Source organism: Sphingomonas gei, from assembly GCF_004792685.1.
Classification (GTDB): domain Bacteria; phylum Pseudomonadota; class Alphaproteobacteria; order Sphingomonadales; family Sphingomonadaceae; genus Sphingomonas; species Sphingomonas gei.
On record NZ_SRXT01000006.1, the window covers coordinates 326,082 to 348,175 of the forward strand.

At 66.6% G+C, this 22,094-nt stretch carries 17 protein-coding genes; 13 read left to right on the forward strand and 4 right to left on the reverse strand.

The window, feature by feature from the left end:
* The first annotated feature begins 54 nt into the window (after positions 1-54).
* Complete coding sequence (locus E5A73_RS16630; protein ID WP_135964956.1) at positions 55-1,458, forward strand: NAD(P)H-dependent flavin oxidoreductase; 1,404 nt, start codon at positions 55-57, stop codon at positions 1,456-1,458.
* 125 nt (positions 1,459-1,583) lie between these two features.
* Here E5A73_RS16630 and E5A73_RS16635 read toward each other — a convergent pair whose 3' ends face one another.
* A complete protein-coding gene (locus tag E5A73_RS16635; RefSeq protein WP_135964957.1) occupies positions 1,584-2,582 on the reverse strand; it encodes a 2-hydroxyacid dehydrogenase in 999 nt (332 codons plus the stop codon).
* A gap of 75 nt (positions 2,583-2,657) precedes the next feature.
* Here E5A73_RS16635 and E5A73_RS16640 point away from each other — a divergent pair, with 75 nt between their 5' ends.
* Positions 2,658-3,152, forward strand: coding sequence for an SH3 domain-containing protein (locus E5A73_RS16640; protein WP_135964958.1), 495 nt, complete (start codon positions 2,658-2,660; stop codon positions 3,150-3,152).
* Positions 3,153-3,197: 45 nt separating this feature from the next.
* Complete coding sequence (locus tag E5A73_RS16645; RefSeq protein ID WP_168355962.1) at positions 3,198-3,602, forward strand: lysozyme inhibitor LprI family protein; 405 nt, start codon at positions 3,198-3,200, stop codon at positions 3,600-3,602.
* Between the two features lie 140 nt (positions 3,603-3,742).
* On the opposite strand, the gene E5A73_RS16650 is transcribed toward E5A73_RS16645, so the two are convergent.
* Positions 3,743-4,930: an acetyl-CoA C-acyltransferase gene (locus E5A73_RS16650; RefSeq protein WP_135964960.1), complete on the reverse strand. Its 1,188-nt coding sequence runs from the start codon at positions 4,928-4,930 to the stop codon at positions 3,743-3,745.
* 86 nt (positions 4,931-5,016) lie between these two features.
* Between E5A73_RS16650 and E5A73_RS16655 the strand changes: the two genes are divergently transcribed.
* The 9 genes from E5A73_RS16655 (at position 5,017) to E5A73_RS16695 (ending at position 18,677) form a co-directional block, all read left to right on the forward strand.
* Positions 5,017-5,277: a hypothetical protein gene (locus tag E5A73_RS16655; protein WP_240700229.1), complete on the forward strand. Its 261-nt coding sequence runs from the start codon at positions 5,017-5,019 to the stop codon at positions 5,275-5,277.
* The gene (locus tag E5A73_RS16660; protein WP_135964961.1) at positions 5,267-6,076 is read left to right on the forward strand and encodes a prepilin peptidase; all 810 of its coding nucleotides are present in this window, start codon (positions 5,267-5,269) and stop codon (positions 6,074-6,076) included. Before E5A73_RS16655 ends, E5A73_RS16660 begins: the two co-directional genes overlap by 11 nt.
* Positions 6,076-7,482, forward strand: a complete 1,407-nt coding sequence (locus E5A73_RS16665) for a coniferyl aldehyde dehydrogenase (protein ID WP_135964962.1) — start codon at positions 6,076-6,078, stop codon at positions 7,480-7,482. The genes E5A73_RS16660 and E5A73_RS16665 overlap by 1 nt, the downstream gene beginning before the upstream one ends.
* 31 nt (positions 7,483-7,513) lie before the next feature.
* On the forward strand, positions 7,514-7,888 hold the full coding sequence (locus tag E5A73_RS16670) for a hypothetical protein (RefSeq protein ID WP_135964963.1): 375 nt from the start codon (positions 7,514-7,516) through the stop codon (positions 7,886-7,888).
* A 222-nt stretch (positions 7,889-8,110) separates the two neighbouring features.
* A complete protein-coding gene (locus E5A73_RS16675; RefSeq protein WP_135964964.1) occupies positions 8,111-8,554 on the forward strand; it encodes a MarR family winged helix-turn-helix transcriptional regulator in 444 nt (147 codons plus the stop codon).
* Between the two features lie 69 nt (positions 8,555-8,623).
* A complete protein-coding gene (locus E5A73_RS16680; protein WP_135965031.1) occupies positions 8,624-10,687 on the forward strand; it encodes a malate synthase G in 2,064 nt (687 codons plus the stop codon).
* A gap of 93 nt (positions 10,688-10,780) precedes the next feature.
* Positions 10,781-12,928 (forward strand): autotransporter assembly complex protein TamA, encoded by a 2,148-nt coding sequence (locus E5A73_RS16685; protein WP_135964965.1) that lies wholly within the window; start codon positions 10,781-10,783, stop codon positions 12,926-12,928.
* Complete coding sequence (locus tag E5A73_RS16690) at positions 12,928-17,163, forward strand: translocation/assembly module TamB domain-containing protein (protein WP_135964966.1); 4,236 nt, start codon at positions 12,928-12,930, stop codon at positions 17,161-17,163. The genes E5A73_RS16685 and E5A73_RS16690 overlap by 1 nt, the downstream gene beginning before the upstream one ends.
* Positions 17,164-17,216: 53 nt before the next feature.
* Positions 17,217-18,677 (forward strand): flavin-containing monooxygenase, encoded by a 1,461-nt coding sequence (locus E5A73_RS16695; RefSeq protein WP_135964967.1) that lies wholly within the window; start codon positions 17,217-17,219, stop codon positions 18,675-18,677.
* A 121-nt stretch (positions 18,678-18,798) separates the two neighbouring features.
* On the opposite strand, the gene E5A73_RS16700 is transcribed toward E5A73_RS16695, so the two are convergent.
* On the reverse strand, positions 18,799-20,064 hold the full coding sequence (locus tag E5A73_RS16700) for a flavin monoamine oxidase family protein (RefSeq protein ID WP_135964968.1): 1,266 nt from the start codon (positions 20,062-20,064) through the stop codon (positions 18,799-18,801).
* An 80-nt stretch (positions 20,065-20,144) separates the two neighbouring features.
* On the reverse strand, positions 20,145-20,357 hold the full coding sequence (locus E5A73_RS21465) for a hypothetical protein (RefSeq protein ID WP_168355963.1): 213 nt from the start codon (positions 20,355-20,357) through the stop codon (positions 20,145-20,147).
* A gap of 194 nt (positions 20,358-20,551) precedes the next feature.
* Between E5A73_RS21465 and E5A73_RS16705 the strand changes: the two genes are divergently transcribed.
* On the forward strand, positions 20,552-22,042 hold the full coding sequence (locus tag E5A73_RS16705) for a radical SAM/SPASM domain-containing protein (RefSeq protein ID WP_135964969.1): 1,491 nt from the start codon (positions 20,552-20,554) through the stop codon (positions 22,040-22,042).
* Positions 22,043-22,094: the final 52 nt, after the last annotated feature.

Consider the following 22,094-nt stretch of genomic DNA (forward strand, 5'->3'; position numbering starts at 1 on the left):
GTCCGGTGCCGGTTGCGTCTAGCGTCCCGCCAAATTTTCTAGCCGGAGGTCGATTTGTTCAAGGGTCTGACACCTATCAACTATAACGGCCGCGAAGTCTGGCCGCTGGTCGAGGGTGGCAAGGGTGTCGCGGCGACCAATCATGCCAGCGCGGGCGCCTGGGCGGCGGCCGGCGGCATCGGCACGGTGAGCGCAGTCAACGCCGACAGCTATGATGCCGAGGGCAAGATCATCCCGCAGATCTACAGCGCGCTCACCCGGCGCGAGCGCCACGAGGAACTGGTCCACTACGCGATCGAAGGCGCGGTCACTCAGGTCAAGAAGGCGTTCGAGATCGCCGGCGGCAAGGGCGCGGTCAACATCAACGTGCTGTGGGAGATGGGCGGCGCGCAGCGGATCCTGCACGGCGTGCTCGAACGCACCCGCGGCATGGTCGCCGGCGTGACCTGCGGCGCCGGCATGCCCTACAAGCTCAGCGAGATCACGGCGTCCTATGGCGTGAGCTATCTGCCGATCGTCAGCTCGGGCCGCGCCTTCCGCGCGTTGTGGAAGCGGGCTTATTCCAAGGCTTCGGAATGGCTGGCGGCCGTGGTCTATGAGGATCCGTGGCTCGCCGGCGGGCATAACGGTCTATCCAATGCCGAGGATCCGCTGGTGCCGCAGGACCCCTATCCCCGCGTTCGCGACTTGCGCGCGACGATGCGCGAGGGCGGCATCTCGGACGACGTGCCGATCGTGATGGCGGGCGGCGTCTGGTATCTGCGCGACTGGAGCGACTGGATCGACAATCCCGAACTCGGCAAGATCGCCTTCCAGTTCGGCACGCGCCCGCTGCTCACCAGAGAGAGCCCGATCCCCGAAGAGTGGAAGAACGCGTTGATGACGCTGGAGGAAGGCGACGTCCTGCTCCACCGCTTCTCGCCGACCGGTTTCTATTCCTCCGCGGTGCGAAATCCGTTCCTGCGCCACCTCGAGGCGCGATCCGAGCGCCAGATCGCCTATTCGACCGAACATGCCGGCGACCATGTTTTCCAGCTCGACGTCGGCGTGAAGGGCAAGAATTTCTGGGTGACCCGCAACGATCTGCTGCGCGCGCGCGAATGGTTCGGGCTCGGCTTCACTTCGGCGCTCAAGACGCCGGACAACACGCTCGTCTTTGTCGGCGAGGAAGAGAAAGGTGTCATCCGCAAGGACCAGGCCGATTGCATGGGCTGCCTCAGCCAATGCCAATTCTCGTCCTGGGCCGATTCGGAGACCAATTCGACCGGCCGGCTCGCCGATCCGCGCAGCTTCTGCATCCAGAAGACCTTGCAGGATATCGCGCATGGCGGTCCGGTGGAGGAGAATCTGATGTTCGCCGGGCACGGCGCCTATCAGTTCAAGCGCGATCCGTTCTACTCGAACGGCTTCGTTCCGACGGTGAAGCAGCTCGTCGACCGGATCCTGACCGGGGATTGAGCCTCGTGGCGCGTCATCCCCGCGAAAGCGGGGATCCATCTCCTGCCGGCGCCGACAAGACCGCCGTGGCATTCGCTGCGCGTTCTGGTGTGGGCCCCTGCTTTCGCGGGGGTGACGACTGCTCGTTACAACCACCCCTCCAGAACCTGATCGGGCGGCCGGTGCCCGTCGACCCAGGAGCGGATATTGGCGATGACCTTGCGCCCCATCGCCTCGCGGCCCTCGAACGTCGCCGAGCCGAGGTGGGGGAGCAGCACGACATTGTCGAGCGCGACCAGCCGCGCATCGACCGCGGGTTCGCCGACATAGACGTCGAGCCCGGCGCCGGCGATCCGGCCCTCGGTCAGCGCCGCGATCAGCGCCTCGGGGTCGACGATCTCGCCCCGCGCGGTGTTGATCAGCCAGCCGTTCGGACCAAGCAGGTCCAGCCGCCGCGCATCGACCAGCCCGGCGGTGCCTGCGGTATGCGGGGTGTGGATCGTGACGATGTCGACCGCTTCCAGCATCGCGTCGAGCTCGGCGTGGAAGGTCGCGCCGAGCTGCGCCTCGGCGACTTCGGGAATGCGGTGGCGGTTATGGTAATGGATCTGCAGCCCGAAGGCGCGGGCGCGCTGCGCTACGGCCTGGCCGATCCGGCCCATGCCGAGGATGCCGAGCTTCTTGCCGCCGATCCGGTGCCCGCGCATGCCGGTGGGGCGCCAGCCGGTCCATTCGCCCGAACGGACGAGCTTGTCGCCTTCGATCAGCCGGCGCGGGGCGGCGAGGATCAGCGCCATCGCCATGTCGGCGGTGTCCTCGGTCAGCACGCCCGGCGTGTTGGTGACGATGATCCCGCGGTCGCGCGCGGCCTTGAGGTCGATATGCCCGACACCCGTGCCGTAATTGGCGATCAGGCGCAGGCGCTCCGGGGCCGCGGCGATCAGTTCGGCATCGACTCGGTCGGTCACCGTGGGGACGAACACGTCGGCATCGGCCATCGCCGCAGCGAGCCCGGCGCGATCCATTGCGCGGTCGTCGGCGTTGAGCACCGAGTCGAACAATTCGGCCATCCGCGCCTCGACAGCCTCGGGTAGCGTGCGGGTGACGGCCACGCGGGGGCGGGCAGGGCGCGCGATTTGTGCCATTCAGGGTGAAGTGGCCGCAGCGGACGGCGCAGTCAACGGCTTGAAGCACAAGCCATCGTGGCAGTATCAACAGGGATGACCAAAGGGGTTCGAATGCGGCTGGGCGGATGGACGATGCTGGCGATCGGCGCGGCGGCGCTGGCTTCGCCCGTGCTCGCGCAGCGCAAGCCGCCTTATTGGGTGTCGATCGACGTCGACAAGGCACATCTGCGCACCGGGCCGGGGCGGAATTACCCGGCGAGCTGGCGCTATCAGCGCCGCGAGCTGCCGCTCAAGGTGCTCGACGTCTATGGCGAATGGCGCAAGGTCGAGGATCCCGGCGGCACCCAGGGCTGGATGCTGCGCAACTTCCTCGATGAGCGGCGCACTGCGATCGTCGTCGGCGCAGTGACCGAGCTGCGTTCTTCGCCGCAACCCGATGCGCACATCAACTGGCGAGTCGAGCCCGGTGTGGTCGGCCGGATCAGCAAATGCGCGAGCAATTGGTGCCGCTTCGACGTCGGCGGCCGCATCGGCTATGTCGAGCAATCGCACATCTGGGGCGTCGAGCCCGGCGAAGCGGTCGACTGAGGTTCCTTTCGGCGGCCCATGCGTTGCGCCGCCGAGGAGAACAGAATGACTTTCCGATTTGCCGCGCTGACGATCGCCCTGGCCGGCGCGATGCTGGTTCCAACGAGCGCCTTTGCCCAGAGTGCGGGCGCATTCATGACCAATCCGGCCTATGCCGATCCGGCACCGGTCGAGTGCATCACTACCTTCGACATGCAGCATTGCGCCGCGCACGAACTGCGCACCGCCGATGCGCGGATGTCCGCGCTCTACGCCAAGCTGCGCGCACGGCTGAAGCCGGCCGCGCGCCAGCGGCTGCTCGCCGAACAGCGCAAATGGCTGGCCCAGCGCGACCGCGGCTGCATCGCCAAGGGCGATCGCTACCGCGGCGGGACCATGGCGGGGGTGGTGACGACGCAATGCTGGGTAGACGTCACCAAGGCGCGCGCGAAAGTGCTCGCCGGGCGCTGAGTGGGTCACATCCGGGACCCTTATTCTTTTTCGTCATCCCGGCGAAGGCCGGGACCCAGGGTCGCAGGCGACACGGCCTTTGGCTCTGGGCCCCGGCCTTCGCCGGGGTGACGGAGTAAATTTGCAGTCGAGGGGACTTGCTAAACCAGCAATTCCACCGCCATCGCAGTCGCCTCGCCGCCGCCGATGCACAACGACGCGAGGCCGCGCTTCTGGCCGTGCGTCTCCAGCGCCGACAGCAGAGTGGCGAGCACCCGTGCGCCGCTCGCGCCGATCGGATGGCCGAGCGCGCAGGCGCCGCCATGGACGTTGAGCACGTCATGCGAAATGCCGAGATCGTGCATCGCGATCATCGCGACGCAGGCGAACGCCTCGTTGACTTCGAACAAGTCGACATCGCCGATCTGCCAGCCGGCCCTGTCCAGCGCCTTGCGCATCGCGAACACCGGCGCAGTGGTGAAGCGGGCGGGGGCATGGGCGTGCGCGGCATGCGCCACGACGCGGGCGACCGGATTGAGCCCGAGCCGGTCGGCGACGCTCCGCCGCGTCATCACCAAAGCCGCGGCGCCGTCCGAGATCGACGAGGCATTGGCGGCGGTGATCGTGCCGTCCTTCGAGAAAGCCGGCTTGAGCGTCGGGATCTTCGCGATGTCGCCGCGGGCCGGCTGCTCGTCGAGGGTGACCGTGGTGACCCCCTTGCGACCCTTTACTTCCACTGGGACGATCTCGCGGTCGAATGCGCCCGATTGCTGCGCCTTTTGCGCGCGCTGGAGCGAGGCAATGGCGAAATCGTCCTGCGCTGCGCGCGTGAACTGATATTCCTGCGCCGTCTCCTCGGCGAAGCTGCCCATCAGCCGACCTGGCTCATAGGCGTCCTCGAGCCCGTCGAGATACATATGGTCCTTGATCACGTCGTGCCCGATCCGCGCGCCGGCGCGGTGGCGCAGCGAGAGATAGGGCGCGTTGGTCATGCTCTCCATGCCGCCGGCGACGAGCAGATCGACCGAGCCCGCGGCGAGCGCGTCGGCCGCCATGATCGCCGCCTGCATTCCCGATCCGCACATTTTGTTGATCGTCGTCGCTTCGATGTGGTTGGGCAGCCCGGCGTTGAGCGCCGCCTGCCGCGCCGGCGCCTGGCCGAGCCCGGCGGGGAGCACGCAGCCCATATAGATGCATTCGACGGCATCGCCCTTGAGCCCCGCGCGCTCGACCGCCGCGCCGACGGCGGTGGCGCCTAGATCGGTGGCGCTGGCATCGGTCAGGCAACCCTGGAAGCTGCCCATCGGGGTGCGCGCATAGGATACGATGACGATATCGTCGGCGGACATTGTTTTCCTCTCGATTGTTGGGGGCGATCTAGTGATCCTCGGCGCGGTTTGCAAAACCCCGCGCCCAGCCCCAAGGAAGCATCCGCATGGCGCTTGTCGACATCCTCAAATGGGCAGCCTCGATCAGCGGCATGATCGCCGCCTTCATGGTCTCGCTCGATTTCGGCCGGCGGATCACCGGCTGGGGCTTCGCCTTGTTCGTCGCCTCGAGCATCTGCTGGATCAGCGGCGCTTTGATGTCGGACGACGAGGCTCTCTGGACGCAGAACATCGTATTGTTCGGCATCAACATATTCGGAGTCTATCGCTACCTGATCCGCAAACGGCCGCCGCACGATGCCGACTGACGTCTGGCTCTGGCCGGTGCTGCTCGGCGTGCTGGGGCTGGTGTTCGGGAGCTTCATCGCGACGGTGGCGATCCGCTGGCCGCAGGGCCGCTCCCCGTTGCACGGGCGTTCGCAATGCGACGGCTGCGACAAGCCGCTCGCCGCGCGCGAACTGGTGCCGCTGGTCAGCTTCGTGTTCCAGCGCGGCAAATGTCGTGGGTGCGGCGCGCCGATCCACCCGAGCCATTTCGTCACCGAACTCCTCGGCCTGGCGATCGGCGTGACCGCGGGCGTGGCCATGCCGGGGATGGGCGGCGTGGCGGGGGCGGCGTTCGGCTGGCTGTTGCTCGCATTGGCCGCGCTCGATCTGACGGCGTTCTGGCTGCCCAATCTGCTCACCGGCGCATTGGCGGCGGCGGGGCTGGCGACCGGGCTGCTCGGCCTCTGGCCGCCGATCGAAGCGCGGCTGATCGGCGGGATCGGCGGCTATGCGGCGCTGGCGGCAGTCGCGGCCGGCTATCGGCTGGCGCGGGGGCGCCAGGGGCTGGGCGGCGGCGACCCCAAATTGTTCGGCGCGATCGGCTGCTGGCTCGGCTGGCAGGCATTGCCGCTGGTGCTGCTCGCCGCGGCGCTGATCGGGCTCGCGGCGGTGCTCGGCCTCTACATGGGCGGGCGAAAAGTCACCGCCACCGATCGGCTGCCGTTCGGCGTGATGCTTGCCGCCGCTGCATTCACGGTGTGGATCGGCCAAGCGTTGACGCCGCTGCCCGCGTCGGAACAGACTGTCGTCAGGGTTGAGCTTCCGGTGGAGGTCCGTTGATGCGCGAACTGCTCGATCGCCAGCGCGCCGCGTTCATGGCCGAACTTCCGGTGCCGCTGGCGGCGCGCAAGGACCGGCTCGCGCGCGCGATCGCGCTGGTCGCCGACAATGCCGATCGCTTCTGCGACGCGCTCAGCGAGGATTTCGGGCATCGCAGCCGCGAGCAATCGATGATCGCCGACATTGCCGCCTCGGTCGCACCGCTTCGTCACGCGCTCAAGCATGTCGCGCGCTGGTCGAAAAGCACGCGCAAACCGGTGATGTTCCCGCTCGGGCTGCTCGGCGGGCGCGCCTGGGTCGAATATCAGCCCAAGGGCGTGGTCGGGATCATCGCGCCGTGGAATTTCCCGGTGAACCTCGTGATGAGCCCGCTCGCCGGGGTGCTCGCCGCGGGCAATCGCGCGATGGTCAAGACCAGCGAATTCACCCCGGTGGTCGCCCTCTTGTTCGAGGAACTCGCGCCCCGATATTTCGCGGCCGAGGAAGTGGCGTTCGTCAGCGGCGGGCCCGAGATTGGCAAGGCCTTCGCCGGGCTCCCGTTCGATCACCTGCTGTTCACCGGCGCGACCGGGATCGCCAGGCACATCCTCCATGCCGCAGCGGACAATCTCGTGCCGGTGACGCTCGAGCTCGGCGGCAAGTCGCCGGTCGTGATCGGCCGCTCGGCGGACATAGCCCAGGCGACCGAGCGCGTGGTGATGGGCAAGATGCTCAACGCCGGGCAGATCTGCCTCGCGCCCGATTACCTGCTGGTGCCCGCAGAGAAGGAAGCGGAAGCCGTCGCCGGGCTGACCCGCGCGGCCTCGGCGATGTATCCGAATTTGCTCGCCAATCCCGACTACACTGCAGTGATCAACGATCGCCACCATGCCCGGTTGAACGATTGGATCGAGGACGCGCGGGTCAAAGGCGCCGAGGTGATCGCAGTCAATCCGGCGAACGAAGACTTCGCCGCGTCCAATTCGCGCAAGATGCCGCTCCACATCCTCCGCGGCGCGACCGACGAGATGACGGTGATGCAGGAGGAGATCTTCGGCCCGATCCTGCCGGTGCGGAGCTATCAACATATCGACGACGCGATCGCCGAAGTGAACCGCCGCGACCGGCCGCTGGCGCTCTATCATTTCGGCAGCGACCGCGAGGAGCGCCGCCGCGTGCTCGACCGGACGATCTCGGGCGGGGTGACGCTCGACGACGTGATCTTTCACGTCAGCCAGGAGGAATTGCCCTTTGGCGGCATCGGTCCGTCGGGGACCGGCGCCTATCATGGCGAAGCGGGCTTCCGCACGTTCAGCCACGCGCGCAGCATCTACCGGCAGCCGCGGCTCGACGTGGCCAAGTTCGCGGGGATGAAGCCGCCTTACGGCAAGGCGACCCGGGCGACGATCAGAAGGCAGATGAAGTAATCGGATTTGGCTTGGTCGTGGGGGAATGACGATGAGTACCGGTCTCTTGTTGGCGTTGGCGCTCCAGACGATTTCATACGATCCGGCGGTTCGCCGGCATATCCAGTGCATTCGGCTCGAATCGCGCGAACCGGATCGCCCGGGAGCGCCTCGCGAGGAGATGCCGCTTAAGGCTGGGCCTTCGCCGATGGTCGTCGAATATGGCCGCGTGATTCAATTTTGCCATCGCGAGCGGGCGCGTGCGATTTCCGCGCTTCATTCCGTCATCAAGGCCCGCCATCCGGATTGGAAGGACGAGGAAACGGCCCGTGTCGCCGAGCGCGTACTGAGTCGCGAGGAGCTCGAGATGCTTCACCACGGACTGGCGCGCACGTCGACGTCGCATGGGCCGCTGGATGATTTCTAGAATTTGCGGAAGCGCCAATCTTCTCCACGAAAGGACGAAAAAAAGGCCGCCCCGGAGGGCGGCCGTTTGAAAGTTTTAGGAGAGGATGCCTGAAAGGCCTGATCCTTCTGCAGCGAGACGGGTTATGCTGCAAGTGCGAAATGATAACGGTATCATTGCAGAAAATGCAATCGTACAGCGTTGTCGCTTGCAGCGACTGAAGGTTGGCAGCACGATGGCCGCATGCCCAACTCGCTGAAGCTCGACGAATTTCTGCCCTATCGGCTGTCGATCGCGTCGAACACGGTGTCGGACGCAGTGGCCAGCGCGTATCGCACCCTGTTCGGGCTGCGTATCCCCGAATGGCGGCTAGTGGCGGTGCTCGCCGAGGGCGGGGCGATGAGCCAGCAGGCGTTGTGCGGGCGAACGCGGATGGACAAGGTGACCGTCAGCCGCGCCGCGATCGCGCTGGCCGAACGCGGGCTGATCCAGCGCGCCGCCAATCCCGACGATCAGCGCTCGCATCTGCTGACCCTGTCGCAACAGGGCTGGGGCCTGTACGAGCAGGTCGCACCCAAGGCGCTCGAGTTCGAGAGGCGGATCTTTGAGACCTTGTCCGACGCCGAACGCGAGCAATTGCGCGCGATGCTCGAGCGGATTGAGGCCGCGGCGATCGCGCTTGATTAGCGGCGCGGCGCCCGATAGGTCGCGCAGGCCCTCCCCAGGCGTCGTACGATGCATGCCAAGGGAGTTGCTATGTCCGCTTATGTCGATCGCGCCGGGCTGAAGGTCGCCGAAACGCTCGCGCACTTCCTTGAGACGCGAGTGCTGCCCGAGCTTGCGATCGAAGCCGGGGACTTCTGGTCTGGCGCCGCGGATATCTTCGCACGCTTCGCTCCCGAAAACCGTGCGCTGCTGGCCAGGCGCGACGCATTGCAGGCGGAGATCGACGCATGGTGCGCGGCCGACCCCGATCGCTCGGCAGACCCTGCGGAGCAGAAGGCTTTCCTGCGAGAGATCGGCTATCTCGTTCCGGAGCCGGCGCCCTTCACGATCGGCACCGCGAATGTCGACGACGAGATCGCGCGGATGGCGGGGCCGCAGCTGGTGGTGCCGGCGCTCAATGCCCGCTTCGTGCTCAACGCCGCCAATGCGCGCTGGGGCAGTCTGTACGACGCCCTCTACGGCACCGATGCGCTGCCCGGCGCGGCGAAGCCCGGCGGTTATGATCGCGAACGCGGCGCGCAGGTGATTGCCTATGCCAAGGCGTTTCTCGCTGAAGCGGTGCCGCTGGCCGCCGGCAGCTGGACCGATCTGGCGGGGGCGCCGTTGCTTCGTGATCCGGCGCAGCAGATCGCGCCATGGATCTATTGCCACAATGGTCTGCGTATCGAAGTCCTGATCGACCGAAATCATCCGATCGGCCGCGACGATCCCGCGGGCATCGCCGATGTGCGGCTCGAGGCGGCGCTGACCACGATCGTCGATCTCGAGGATTCGATCGCCGCGGTCGACGCCGAGGACAAGGTCGCCGCTTATGCCAATTGGCTCGGGCTGATGCGCGGGGATCTGGAGGAGCAGTTCGACAAAGGCGGGCGGACGGTCATGCGAAAGCTCAACCCTGATCGCGGCAACCTGCCCGGCCGCGCGCTGCTGTTCGTCCGCAATGTCGGCCACCTGATGACCAATCCGGCGGTGCTGCTGGCCGACGGGCAGGAGGCGCCCGAAGGCGTGCTCGACGCGATCGTCACCAGCCTGATCGCGCTCTACGACCTGCGCGGGCTGGGCGCGGTCCGCAACAGCCGTGCCGGATCGATCTACATCGTCAAGCCCAAGATGCACGGCCCCGAGGAATGCGGCTTTACCGATCGGTTGTTCGACGCGGTCGAAGACCTGCTCGGCCTCGCGCGGCACACGATCAAGGTGGGGGTGATGGACGAGGAACGGCGCACTTCGGCCAATCTCGCGGCCTGCATCCATGCCGTGAAGGATCGGATCGCGTTCATCAACACCGGTTTCCTCGATCGCACCGGGGACGAGATCCACACCAGCATGCGCGCCGGCCCGATGGTCGCCAAGAGCGAGATGAAGGCGTCGGCCTGGATCAAGGCCTATGAGGATCGCAACGTCCGCGTCGGGCTTGCCTGCGGGCTGTCGGGCAGGGCGCAGATCGGCAAGGGGATGTGGGCCGCGCCGGACCGGATGGCCGACATGATGGTGCAGAAGAGCGCGCATCCGGAGGCGGGGGCCAACACCGCCTGGGTGCCGTCGCCGACTGCCGCGACGCTCCATGCGCTCCATTATCACCGCACAGATGTGTTCGCGCGCCAGCGGGAAATCGCGACCGAGGCCGTGCCCGGGCTGGCGCCATTGCTGACGGTCCCGGTGGTGCTTGGGCGCAACTGGTCGGCGGAAGAAGTCGCCCGGGAGCTGGACAACAATGCCCAGGGCATTCTCGGCTATGTCGTGCGCTGGATCGATCAGGGCGTCGGCTGCTCGAAGGTCCCCGACATCCACGATATCGGTCTGATGGAAGATCGCGCGACCTTGCGGATCTCGTCGCAGCACATCGCCAATTGGCTGCTCCACGGCGTGGCGAGCGCGGACGATGTCGAGGCCGCGCTTCGGCGCATGGCGGCCAAGGTCGATGCGCAGAATCAAAGCGATCCGCTCTATCGGCCGATGTCAGGCCGCGAGGCGCAGAGCCTGGCGTTCCAGGCGGCGCGTGCACTGATCTTCGAAGGCGCGGCCCAGCCGAGCGGCTATACCGAGCCGCTGCTTCATCGCTTCCGTGCCCGCGCGAAACTCGCTAGCTGCTGATTTTGTTCGCGAATCGCGCAATGGGGGAGCCAAAGCGCGAATGGGTCGTTACGGAAGCGAGAGGGCCGGGTTCGCGGCTCCCGAAGGAGGCGCGTGCGCATAGGGGTTGAAGCGGTGTGGCTTGCCGCGCTGGCAGGGACTGCGTTCCTGCCTGGCGTTGCGTATGCGCAAGTATCCGATCCCAAGCCGGGGCAGGGTGCGCCCGTTGCGCTGCCCAACCCCGATCCCGTCCAGATCGCGCCGCAGGACGAGACGATCGTGCCCGATGCGGAGTTCGAGGCGGCGCTCCCCAAATTGAGCGACGACATCAACGCGCCGCTCGAGCCGATCAAGGATTTCGGAAAGCCGGCGGTCACCCAGCCCGCAACCCCGGCCACGGTCGCCGATCAGATCGAGGGCTTTCCGCCACCCGCCGCGGAGGATCCCGCGCTCGCCGAGCCGCTGACTCCGCTCGCCCAGTTCAAGGTCGAGCCGGTCAAGATCGAAGGCCTGGACGACGAGAAGGTCGCTTCGATCCGCTATACCACCGCCGTCGAAGGGCTCGACAAGGTCGGACTCGAGAGCCGCTTCCGGGAGCTCTCGGCGCTGGAGGACGGCGACGGTAAGGCCGCGAACGCGACGATGGTCGCGGCACGCGCTCGCGAGGACGAGCGGCTGGCGATACGCCTGATGCAGTCGCTGGGCTATTATGACGGCACCGCGATCTCGACGCTCGAGCAGAGCCCGAAGAATTCGGGCAATGTCCGCGCGACGATCACTGCGACGCCGGGCAATCTCTATCGGCTCGGCCAGGTCAGGATCGTCGGCGATCCCACGGTTCCCGTCGGGCTGCTCGACAGGGAGCTCAACCTCAATCCCGGCGATCCGATCCAGGCGGAGCGCGTCCAGGGCGCCGAGGCCAATGTCAGCCTGCGCCTGCCGCAGCAGGGCTATCCGTTCATCAAGCTGGGCGAGCGCGACATCCTGCTCGACGAGGAGACCCAGCTCGGCGACTATACCTTGCCTGTCGATCTCGGCCCGCGCGCGTCGTTCGGCGCGATCGTCACCGAGGGCCGCCGTCCGGTATTCGATGTCGATCACCTCGAACTCCTTCGCCGCTACAAGCCCGGCCAGATTTACGACACGCGCGCGGTCGACGATCTGCGCGAGGCGCTGATCGCCACCAGCCTGTTCTCGACCGTCGCGGTCGAGCCGGTGCGCACCGGGCAACCGGGGCCCGAGGGCACCGAAGTCGTCAATCTGCTGGTCCGCCAGAATGCCGGACGCCCGCGCACGCTGGCCGGCGAGGTCGGCTACAGCACCGGCCAGGGCTTCCGCGCCGAGGGCAGCTGGACGCACCGCAACTTCTTCCCGCCCGAAGGCGCGCTGATCGGCAGCGCGGTGCTCGGCACGCAAGAGCAAGGTGTTTCGGCAACCTTCCGCCGCTCCAACGCTGGACAGCGCGACCGCACCTTCCAAGCCCAGGCGGCGGTAAACCATTCAGATTATGCTGCGTTCGAATCATACACCGGCACGCTCGCGGTGCGCTGGTCGCGCGATTCCACGCCGATCTGGCAGAAGCGCTGGACCTATTTCTACGGCGCCGAACTCGTCGGCTCGAACGAGGACCAGTTCAACTTCAACAAGGGCGCGCGCGATCGCGGCACTTGGCTGATCGCCGCGCTGCCGGGCTTTGTCGGCTATGACGTGTCGGACAATTTGCTCAATCCGACGCGCGGCTTCCGGATCAAGGCAAACGCCAGTCCTGAGACTTCGGTACGCGGGCGGGCGCGGCCTTATGCGCGGCTGATGCTGGAAGGCACGGTCTATTATCCGGCTTCGTCGAGCATCGTCGTCGCCGGCCGTGCGCGCATCGGCTCGATTCCCGGCATTGCGCGCAACGACTTGCCCCCTTCGCGGCGCTATTATGCCGGCGGCGGCGGATCGGTGCGCGGCTTCGGCTATCAGGAGCTCGGCCCCCGCTCCCCCGACGGGCGCCCGGTGGGCGGGCGCAGCCTCAACGAATTCGCGATCGAAGCGCGCTATCGCTTCGGCAATTACGGCATCGTGCCGTTCATCGACGCGGGCCAGGTCTATGAAGGGCTCTACCCGACGGGCAAGAACATGCGCTTCGGCGCCGGCATCGGCGGTCGGCTCTACACCAATTTCGGGCCGCTGCGCGTCGACGTGGCGACTCCGATCGCGCGCAAGCCGGGTGAGTCCAAGGTCGCGCTCTATATCTCGATCGGACAGGCATTCTGATGGCGTCCGACTTACCCGAGACCGAAATCGTCGACGATGGCCAGGCGCCGGTGACGCATGTCGTCGAGCGGCCGCCTTTGTGGCAGCGCGTCGTCAAATGGAGTGCGATCGCGGTCGGTTCGCTGGCGCTGCTCGCCGGCCTGCTGGTGATCGGAGTCAACACTCAGCCGGGCCGCAATTTCGTCGCGCAGCAGCTGGGCAAGCTGACGCTCGCCTCGGGACTCAATTTCCGCGTCGGCCGGATCGACGGATCGCTCTATGGCGCGTTGATCCTGCACGACGTCGAGGTGCGCGATACCAAGGGAATTTTCGCAACCTCGAAAGAGATCGCGATGGATTGGCGGCCGTTCGCCTATCTGCAGAACCATGTCGATATCCGCAGCCTGACCAGCCCCGAAGTGCGACTGCTGCGGCTGCCGGCGCTCAAACCCTCCACCGATCCGAGCGGACCTTTGCTCCCCGATCTCGATATCGACATCGCCCGGCTCGACATCGCCCGGATCGACATCGCGCCGGCGATCGACGGCCAGCGCCACATCGGCCGGCTGAAGGGAAGCGCGCATATCGCCGGCGGACGCGCGCAGCTCGCGCTGGACGGCGGGACGATTTCGGCGCCCGGCGTGGCGGGCGGCGACGCGTTGGTGCTCAAGCTCGACGCCGTGCCCGAAGCGAACAAGCTCGACATCGACGTGCGGCTCAATGCCCCGGCCAAGGGCTTCGTCACCGGCCTTGCCGGGCTCGACCGCCCGCTGGCAGTTAATGTCGGCGGGCGCGGCAGCTGGCAGAGCTGGCGCGGGCAGGCGACCGGAACGCTGGGCGGCCGGCGCCTCGCCGATCTGGCGGTGATCGCGCAGAACGGCCGCTTCCAGCTGCGCGGGCCGACCTGGCCCGGCGTCTACCTGCAGGGTCCGGTCGAGCGGCTGGCTTCGCCGCAGCTCGATGTCGAGGCCGACGCGGTCTGGAAGGACCGCACCGCGAACGGCGTGCTCAAGCTCCACTCGAAGGCATTGTCGGTCGAGGCCAAGGGGCTGGTCGATCTCGCGCGCAATCGCTTCGGCAATCTCAACGTCGACGCGATGCTGCTCACCCCGGGCGCGATCGCACCGAACCTCAACGGCCGCTCGGTGCGCGCTTCGCTGGCGCTCGACGGGCCGTTCAATGCGCCGGTCGTCGACTACAAGATCCGCGCCGCCTCGCTCGGTTTCGGCGAGACGGTGGTGGAGAATCTGTACGCGGAAGGCCGCGCGCGCGTCGATTCGGATCGGATCCTGATTCCGGTGCGCGCCCGCGCCGCGCGCGTTTCCGGCCTCAACGCCGCCGCCGGCGGGCTGGTCACCAACCTTACCGTCGCCGGCGATCTCGCCATCTCGGGCAGCCAGATCCTCTCCGACAATCTCCGCCTGCGCTCCGATCGTGTCGACGCCACCGCGATCATCGCCGCCGATATGCGCACCGGCCGCTACACCGGCGCGATCAAGGGCCGGATCAACGATTACGCGATCAACGGCGTTGGTGTCGTCAATCTCAAGACCGATGCCGAACTGTTCGCCGCGCCCGGCGGCGGCTGGGGGATTCGCGGCCACGTCGCCGCCGAGACACGCAAGCTGAGCAATACGAGCGTGCGCGATTTCCTCGGCGGCAATGCAGTGGCGTCGGCACGGGTCACGCTCGATCCCAAGGGCATCATCGCAGTCAACGACATCCGCATGCGCGCGCCGCAATTCCGCGTGCTGCGCGGCTCGGGGCGCTACGATCCCGCCGGCCCGATCCTGATCAACGCCGATGCGGTGTCCACGGTCTACGGCCCGCTCAGCGCGCGCGTGACCGGCACGATGACTGCGCCGCAAGTGCTGCTGCGCGCGGCGCGGCCCGGGCTCGGCGTCGGGCTGGTCAATCTCGAAGCGCGGGTGCGCGGGCGCGGCAACGCCTATGCGATCCTCGCCAGCGGCGGCACCGATTACGGCCCGTTCACTGCCGACGTGCTCGTCCGGAACGGCGCGGCGCTGGCGATCGACATCAATGCCGCCCGCTTTGCCGGAATGGACATCGCCGGCAAGCTCCAGCAGACCCGCGCCGGGCCGTTCGCCGGACGCCTGACCTTCGACGGCTCGGGCGTGACAGGCAGCGCCGCGCTCGCGGCGCAGGGCAGGTACCAGCGCGCCGACGTGCAGGCGCGCGCGCTCAACGCGGTGATTCCCGGCAATAGCGAGCTGACCATCGGCCGCGGGCTGGTGACCGCGAGCGTGGTGCTGACCGAAACCCCGCAGATCCTCGCCGACGTCCAGCTCGCCAATCTGCGCAGCGGGCAGTTCGTGCTCAAGACCGCGCGCGCGAAGATCGACTATCAGGGCGGCAGCGGCACCGCGCAGGCCGTCGCCACCGGATCGTCGGGGGTGCCGTTCCAGATCGCCGCCAATGCCCGTCTGTCGCCGAAGCAATGGCTGGTGGCGCTGCAGGGGCAGGGGAGCGGCATCCGCTTCCACAGCGTCAATCCCGCGCGGATCGACATTGCCAAGGGCGTCTACCGGCTCCAGCCGACTCAGATCGATTTCGACCAGGGCAGCGCCCGGCTGGCCGGCAGCTATGGCAACGGTATCGCGCTCCAGGCGCGGCTCGACAAGCTCGACCTCGCAGTGGTCAACGGCTTCGTGCCGGGCATCGGCATCGGCGGCACCGCGAGCGGCAGCCTCGATTTCGCCCAGCCCAATCCGAGCGCTTTCCCCAGCGCCGATGCCAGGCTCGAGATCGACGAGTTCACCCGCTCCAGCCTCGCGACGGTCTCGACGCCGGTCGATGTCAGCTTGGTCGGCAAGCTGCTTCCCGATGGCGGCGATGTGCGGGCACTGATCAAGCGCGGCACCACCACGATCGGCCGCGTCGTCGCGACGATGCGGCCGCTTGGGCCGGGTGCCGGCAGCTGGATGACGCGGCTGACCGGCGCGCCGCTCTCCGGCGGTATCCGCTATAACGGCCCTGCCGCGGTGCCCTTTTCGCTGGCCGGCCTGTCCAACCAGCATCTGACCGGGCCGGTCGGCATCGCCGCCGACTTTTCGGGCCGGGTGAACGATCCCCGGCTGGTCGGCGTCGTCCGCGGCGAGAATTTGACGTATGGCAACGAGACCTACGGCACCCAGATCACCAATCTGAAGATCGATGGCCGCTTCTCCGATAACGAACTGATCCTCGAGCAAGCCAGCGGACGCGCCGGCGACGGCACCGTCACTGCGCAGGGGCGTATCGGCCTGTCCGCGGTCAACGGCTATCCGATGAGCCTGACCGCCGACTTCAAGAATGCCCGGCTCGCGCGCAGTGACGCGCTGGGCGCGACCGCGACCGGCAAGATCACGATCACCAAGAACCCGGAGGTCTCGAAGATCGAAGGCCGGCTGACCATTCCCGAAGCCAAATACGAGATCATCCGCCAGGGTGCCGCCGAGATCCCCGAGCTGACCGGGATCCGCCGCAAGAGCCAGCTCGTCGACAATGCCCAGGCGGCGGCCAAGCCGGCGCGCGCGGCGGGATTGTTCGACTTGGATCTGCGCCTCGTCGCCGATAACCGGATCTTCGTGAACGGCATGGGCCTGGAGTCCGAATGGCGCGCGCGGATCACGGTGGGCGGCACCACTGCCGCACCCCAGGTACGCGGCACGATGGAAATCGAGCGCGGCACCTACAGCTTTGCCAGCCGCCGCTTCGAGATCACCCGCGGCACGATCAGTTTCCAGGGGAATCAGGTCTCCAATCCCTCGATCGACATCGCCGCGACGACGACGGCGGAGGGCGTGACTGCGATCCTCAACGTGTCGGGCACCGCGCAGCGCCCGCAGATTTCATTCACGTCAAACCCCAGCCTGCCGCAGGAGGAAGTGCTGGCGCGGCTGTTCTTCGGCACGAACGTGACCAATTTGTCCGCCACCGAGGCGATCCAGCTCGCGGCGGCAGTCAATTCGCTCAGCGGGTCGGGGGGTGGATTGAATCCGCTCGGCAAGCTCAAATCGGCCACTGGGATCGATCGGCTGCGTATTCTCGGCGCCGACGACGCCAGCGGCCGCGGCACGTCGCTCGCCGCCGGCAAATACATCACCGACGACATCTATATCGAGATCATCACCGATGCCCGGGGTTTCACCGCGACTCAGCTCGAGATCGCGTTGACCCGAGCTTTGAGCCTGCTCTCGCAGACCGGCTCGTTCGGCGGATCGAGCGTCAGTCTTCGCTATTCGCGCGATTATTGAGGGACTGGCCGAGTTACTTACATTAGTGTAAGCAGCGCACCAGGAGGGCCCTGATGAGCGAGCATTTCGACGTCGTGGTGGTGGGAGCTGGGATTTCCGGCATCGGTGCGGGCTATCACCTCCAGGCGAACAACCCGGACCGCAGCTATGTGGTTCTGGAACGTCGCGATCGGCTGGGCGGGACCTGGGACCTGTTCCGGTATCCCGGAATCCGCTCGGATTCGGATATGTACACGCTGGGGTTTTCGTTCAAGCCGTGGACGGAGGACGAGGCGATCGCCGCCGGGCCGGCGATCCTCCGCTATCTCGACGAGACTGCACGCGAATATGGCGTGGATCGCCACATCCGCTATGGCCATGGCGTCAAAAGCGCCGACTGGTCGAGCGCCGATGCGCGCTGGACGATCGTGGCGGACCGCGGCGGCGAGGAAGTCAGCTTCACTTGCGGCTTCCTGTTCATGTGCACCGGCTATTACAATTACGCCCGCGGCTACACGCCCGACTTTGCCGGAATCGAGGACTTCCGTGGCCGCATCGTCCATCCGCAATTCTGGAGCGACGATGTCGACTATGCCGGAAAGCGCGTCGTCGTGATCGGCAGCGGCGCGACGGCGGTGACCCTGGTCCCCGAACTCGCCAGGCAGGCGGCGTCGGTGACGATGCTCCAGCGTTCGCCCACCTATATCGTCGCGCGGCCGTCGCAGGACGGCATCGCCAACTGGCTGCGAGGCAAGCTGCCGGCCAAGACCGTTTATGGCCTGACCCGCTGGAAGAACGTGCTGCTGCAGCAATATTTCTTCCGGGCGATGCGCAAACACCCCGACAAGGCGAAGAAGACGTTGGTCGACATGGTGCGCAAGGAGCTGCCCGGGCACGACGTCGATACCCACTTCACCCCGCGTTACAATCCCTGGGACCAGCGGCTGTGCCTCGTGCCCGACGCCGACCTGTTCGCCGTGCTTCGGGAGGGCCGGGCCAGCGTCGTGACCGACACGATCGACCGCTTCACCGAGGCCGGCATCCGCCTCGCTTCGGGCAAGGAGCTCGAGGCGGATCTCGTCGTCACCGCCACCGGGCTCGAGATCCAGTTGCTCAGCGGGATGCCGATCAGAGTCGACGGCAAGCTGTTCGAGCCGGCGAAGCACCTGACCTACAAGGGCATGATGTTTTCCGACGTGCCCAATTTCGCGATTTCGTTCGGCTACACCAATGCGAGCTGGACGCTGAAGGCGGATCTGACTGCGAATTACGTGACCCGGCTGCTCAACGCGATGCGTAAGCGCGGCATGCGGCAAGTGACGCCGCGGCTGGCGGCGCCGGTCGAGGAAGTGCCGTTCCTCGAATTCACCTCCGGCTATGTCCAGCGCGCCGCGGCGCAATTGCCGTGCCAGGGTGCGCGCAAGCCATGGCGCTTGCACCAGAATTACACGCTCGACCTGATGGCGCTGAAATATGGCGGAATCGATCAGGAGATGGAGTTCTCCAATCCCGCGCCTGCCAAGCGCGCGGCCTAAGGTCTGTACTCAATACCGTCATCGAGCTGTCCGGGATCCACCGTGCAGCAAGCCCCCCGTGGAGAGGTGGATCCCGGACTGAAGACTGTCCAGCGGAAAACCTGCGGTTCTCCGGGAAAGCCTAACATCCGGGATGACGAAAACGGCTAATTGACTCCGGAGCATAGCGTTCCGCCAGCAGCGCCCGGGCGGCGTCCACCCCGGTCAGATAAGCACCGTGCGCGGTCGAGAAATTGTTCGGCGAGCATGCCTCGCCGGCGAAGCGGATGCGCGGATCGACCGGGGTGGCAAGCGTGCCGCGTGCCGCCGCCGCACTAGGCAAAGCGTGGCTGTAGCTGCCGAGGATGAAGTCGTCGCGGCCCCAGGCCGAGCCGGCGAGCAGCCGCAGCCGCTTGCGCCACGCGCTGCCGAGCAGCGCGCAGAGCTCGTCCAGCGCGAAGGCGGCGGCGCCGTCCAGCCCTTCGGCCTCCATCGAGCGCGCGCCTTCGCCGCCGAACATTGCCTCGATCACCGGCCGCCCCATTGGGCGCAAAGTATAGGTCGCGGTGATCGCCTCTCGCGGATTGCCGAGCAGATGCGCGTCGGCATCGATCTCGTCGTCGCCGTCGAGCGCGAAAAATAATTTGTCAGCGAGCCCGAGGGGCAATTGCGCTGCAGCGTGCAGCACCGGATCGAGCGCAGCATCGAAGCGGATCGCGCCGCGCGCCAACACATTGGTGGACACCGTGACGATCGCGGCGTCGGCCTCGACCGTGCCGCCGCGGGTTTCGATCCGCAGCCGTGTGCCGCTGCCGTCGACTGCGGTGACCGGCGTGGCAAGCGACACCCGCAGCCGCGCCCCATGCGCCGCGACGAGCGCGCCATAGCCTTCGGCCACGCGCCAGTCGGTCTCGGTCGCGGCGTCGTCATAAGCGAGATAATCGGCGATCGAGACCTCGGCGTTGCCGGCGCCGTTGATATAGCCGCTCAGCGCGTCGAGATAGCCGTTCCACTCGCATCGCGGGAGCAGCGCGTCGGCGGCGCGGTCGCTGACAGGCGGGTCCGCGCGCATGCGCTCGACGAACGCGGCGAATGCGGCTCCGGCGGCGGCCTGCTCGGCCTTGCCGAACCCCAATGCGCGCCATTGCTCGCGCCAGCGCGGCAGGGTGCGATCGACGGTGAAGCCGCTCGCCTCGGCGACGCCGACCCAGGGATTATGCTCGGCGGAATGCAGCCAGCCCGCGCCCAGATCGAGCGGCATGCCTGCAATGTGGATCGTATGCGCACGGCCGCCGAGACGGTCGCTCGCCTCGAGGGTCAGCGTGTCCACGCCGGCGTCGGCGAGCGTCCGGGCGGCGGCCACGCCCGCCGCGCCCCCGCCGATGATGGCAACTGGGACGTGATTCACTCGGCCACGCCCAAAACAACGAATTTCATATCGATACCGTCCACGCCGAGCGACTTATCAACACTGATCCTGGGGCTCAATCATTCTCCCGCGGCGCGGGCGGCGCAGGCGTCATTCTGTTTCTCTTCATGGACGTGGGCCGCGATGACGGCGGGACGGACGCGCACCGATCGCACCGCCTCGGCGCTGGCGACTGCGATTGGATCCGGCGCGGTTCGGCAGATTTCAGGCAAGTCACGGTCCGTCTTTTCGTCAACAATCCGGTTAAACATCCGATCCGGAGCTAACGTCATATTGGGCGGCGTTCCCGTTTGTCGAAGATGATGATACGACAACAAATGGAAGTTACTCCAGTGCCTGTTGCAGGTATCACGATAATAAAGTGAACGAGCGCTGTTGGCCTAGCAACTCTCCAAAGAGCTTGTTTGGCGCTGCATCGTCTACTTGCGATTGCGCGACACTGTTAAAAATTGTGACAGGAGTTGCTATGCGCATACGTGACAATGTCTTCGAGCGGTCGCCGCTTGACAGCATCTCCGGGCCGGTACCGAATGACGCCGTATTGGACGGGGCGCAAAGTGCGCCCGTCCAGGCGCGATGGAAGCCCTCCCGCTTCAACGTCCAGGCAACCACGGCCGAAGGCTGGCTGCTGCTGTGGAACACCTATACCGGCGCGATGAACGCGTTTCGGCCGGCGAAGCGCGAAACAATTCTGGGGTTGATCAGTCGGAAAGGCACGGCGGGTTCCGGCGGCATAAGCGGCTATTTCGCGCAACGCGGCTATCTCGTTCCGGCGGAGGCCGACGAACTGCGCCGGGTGCAATATGCCTTCGGGCAGGAAAATCATCGCAGCGACCGCCTTGAGCTGATCCTGCTGCCCTCCGAAGACTGTAACTTCCGCTGCACCTATTGCTACGAGAGCTTCCGGCGGGGCACCATGCGCCCGGAAGTGCGCGAGGGGATCAAGAAACTGGTCGAGAGCCGCGCGGGCTCGCTGCGCGAGCTGACGGTGGGCTGGTTCGGCGGCGAGCCATTGTACGGCATGGAAGCGATCGACGATCTCGCTCCCTATTTTGCCGAGATCGCCGAGCGCGCGGGCATCGACTATTTCAGTCACATCACCACCAATGCGTATCTGCTCACCGGCGAGGTGGTGGATCGTCTGCTGGCCTGGCGCATCACCGATTTCCAGATCACGCTCGACGGGCTGCCCGAGGACCATGACCGGCATCGGCCGAGGCGCGACGGCGGCACTACCTTTCAGACGATATACGACAATCTGGCCAGGATGAGCGAGCGCGACGACGAGTTTTCGGTCGTCATTCGAGTCAATTTCGCGCAATCCAATGTCCCGGGCCTGGAGAAATTCCTCGAGCTTCTGCGGGCGAGGTTCAGCGGCGACGACCGGTTCACGCTCTCGTTCCACGCGGTCGGCCGATGGGGCGGCGACAACGACGCCAATCTCGACGTCTGCGGCACCGGCGAAGCGCAAGCCGTGCGGATGCGGCTCAAGGCGGCCGCCCGCGCGCTGGGGCTGCGGGTCACCAGCGGCTGGCGGCCGGGCGCCGCGCTCGGCACCCAGGTCTGCTACGCGGTGCGGCCCTATAATTTCATCATCGGCGCGCACGGCGACCTGATGAAATGCACCGTCGATCTCGACAAGAAGGATCGCAATCTCGTCGGCAAGCTGCGTCCCGACGGCACGCTCGATCTGGACGTCGACAAGATGGCGCTGTGGACCGAGCCAGCCTTCGAGCGCGATACCGGCTGCCAGAGCTGTCACATGCTGCCGGCCTGCCAGGGTGTCCATTGCCCGCAGATCCGGATGGATCACGACAAGGCGCCGTGTCCTGGCGTCCGTCGCACCGCCAAGCGCGAAATGATCGATTATTTTCAGGCCAAGCAGGCGGCGGAGGCCGGGCCGGGGTCGGCGTTGCCGGGGGCGGGTATCGAAACCGCGGACGCGGCGCTCCGGTAATCGGTTCGAGACAGGGGAGGCAGGGGCTTGTGAATGCAATACCGCACTTCGC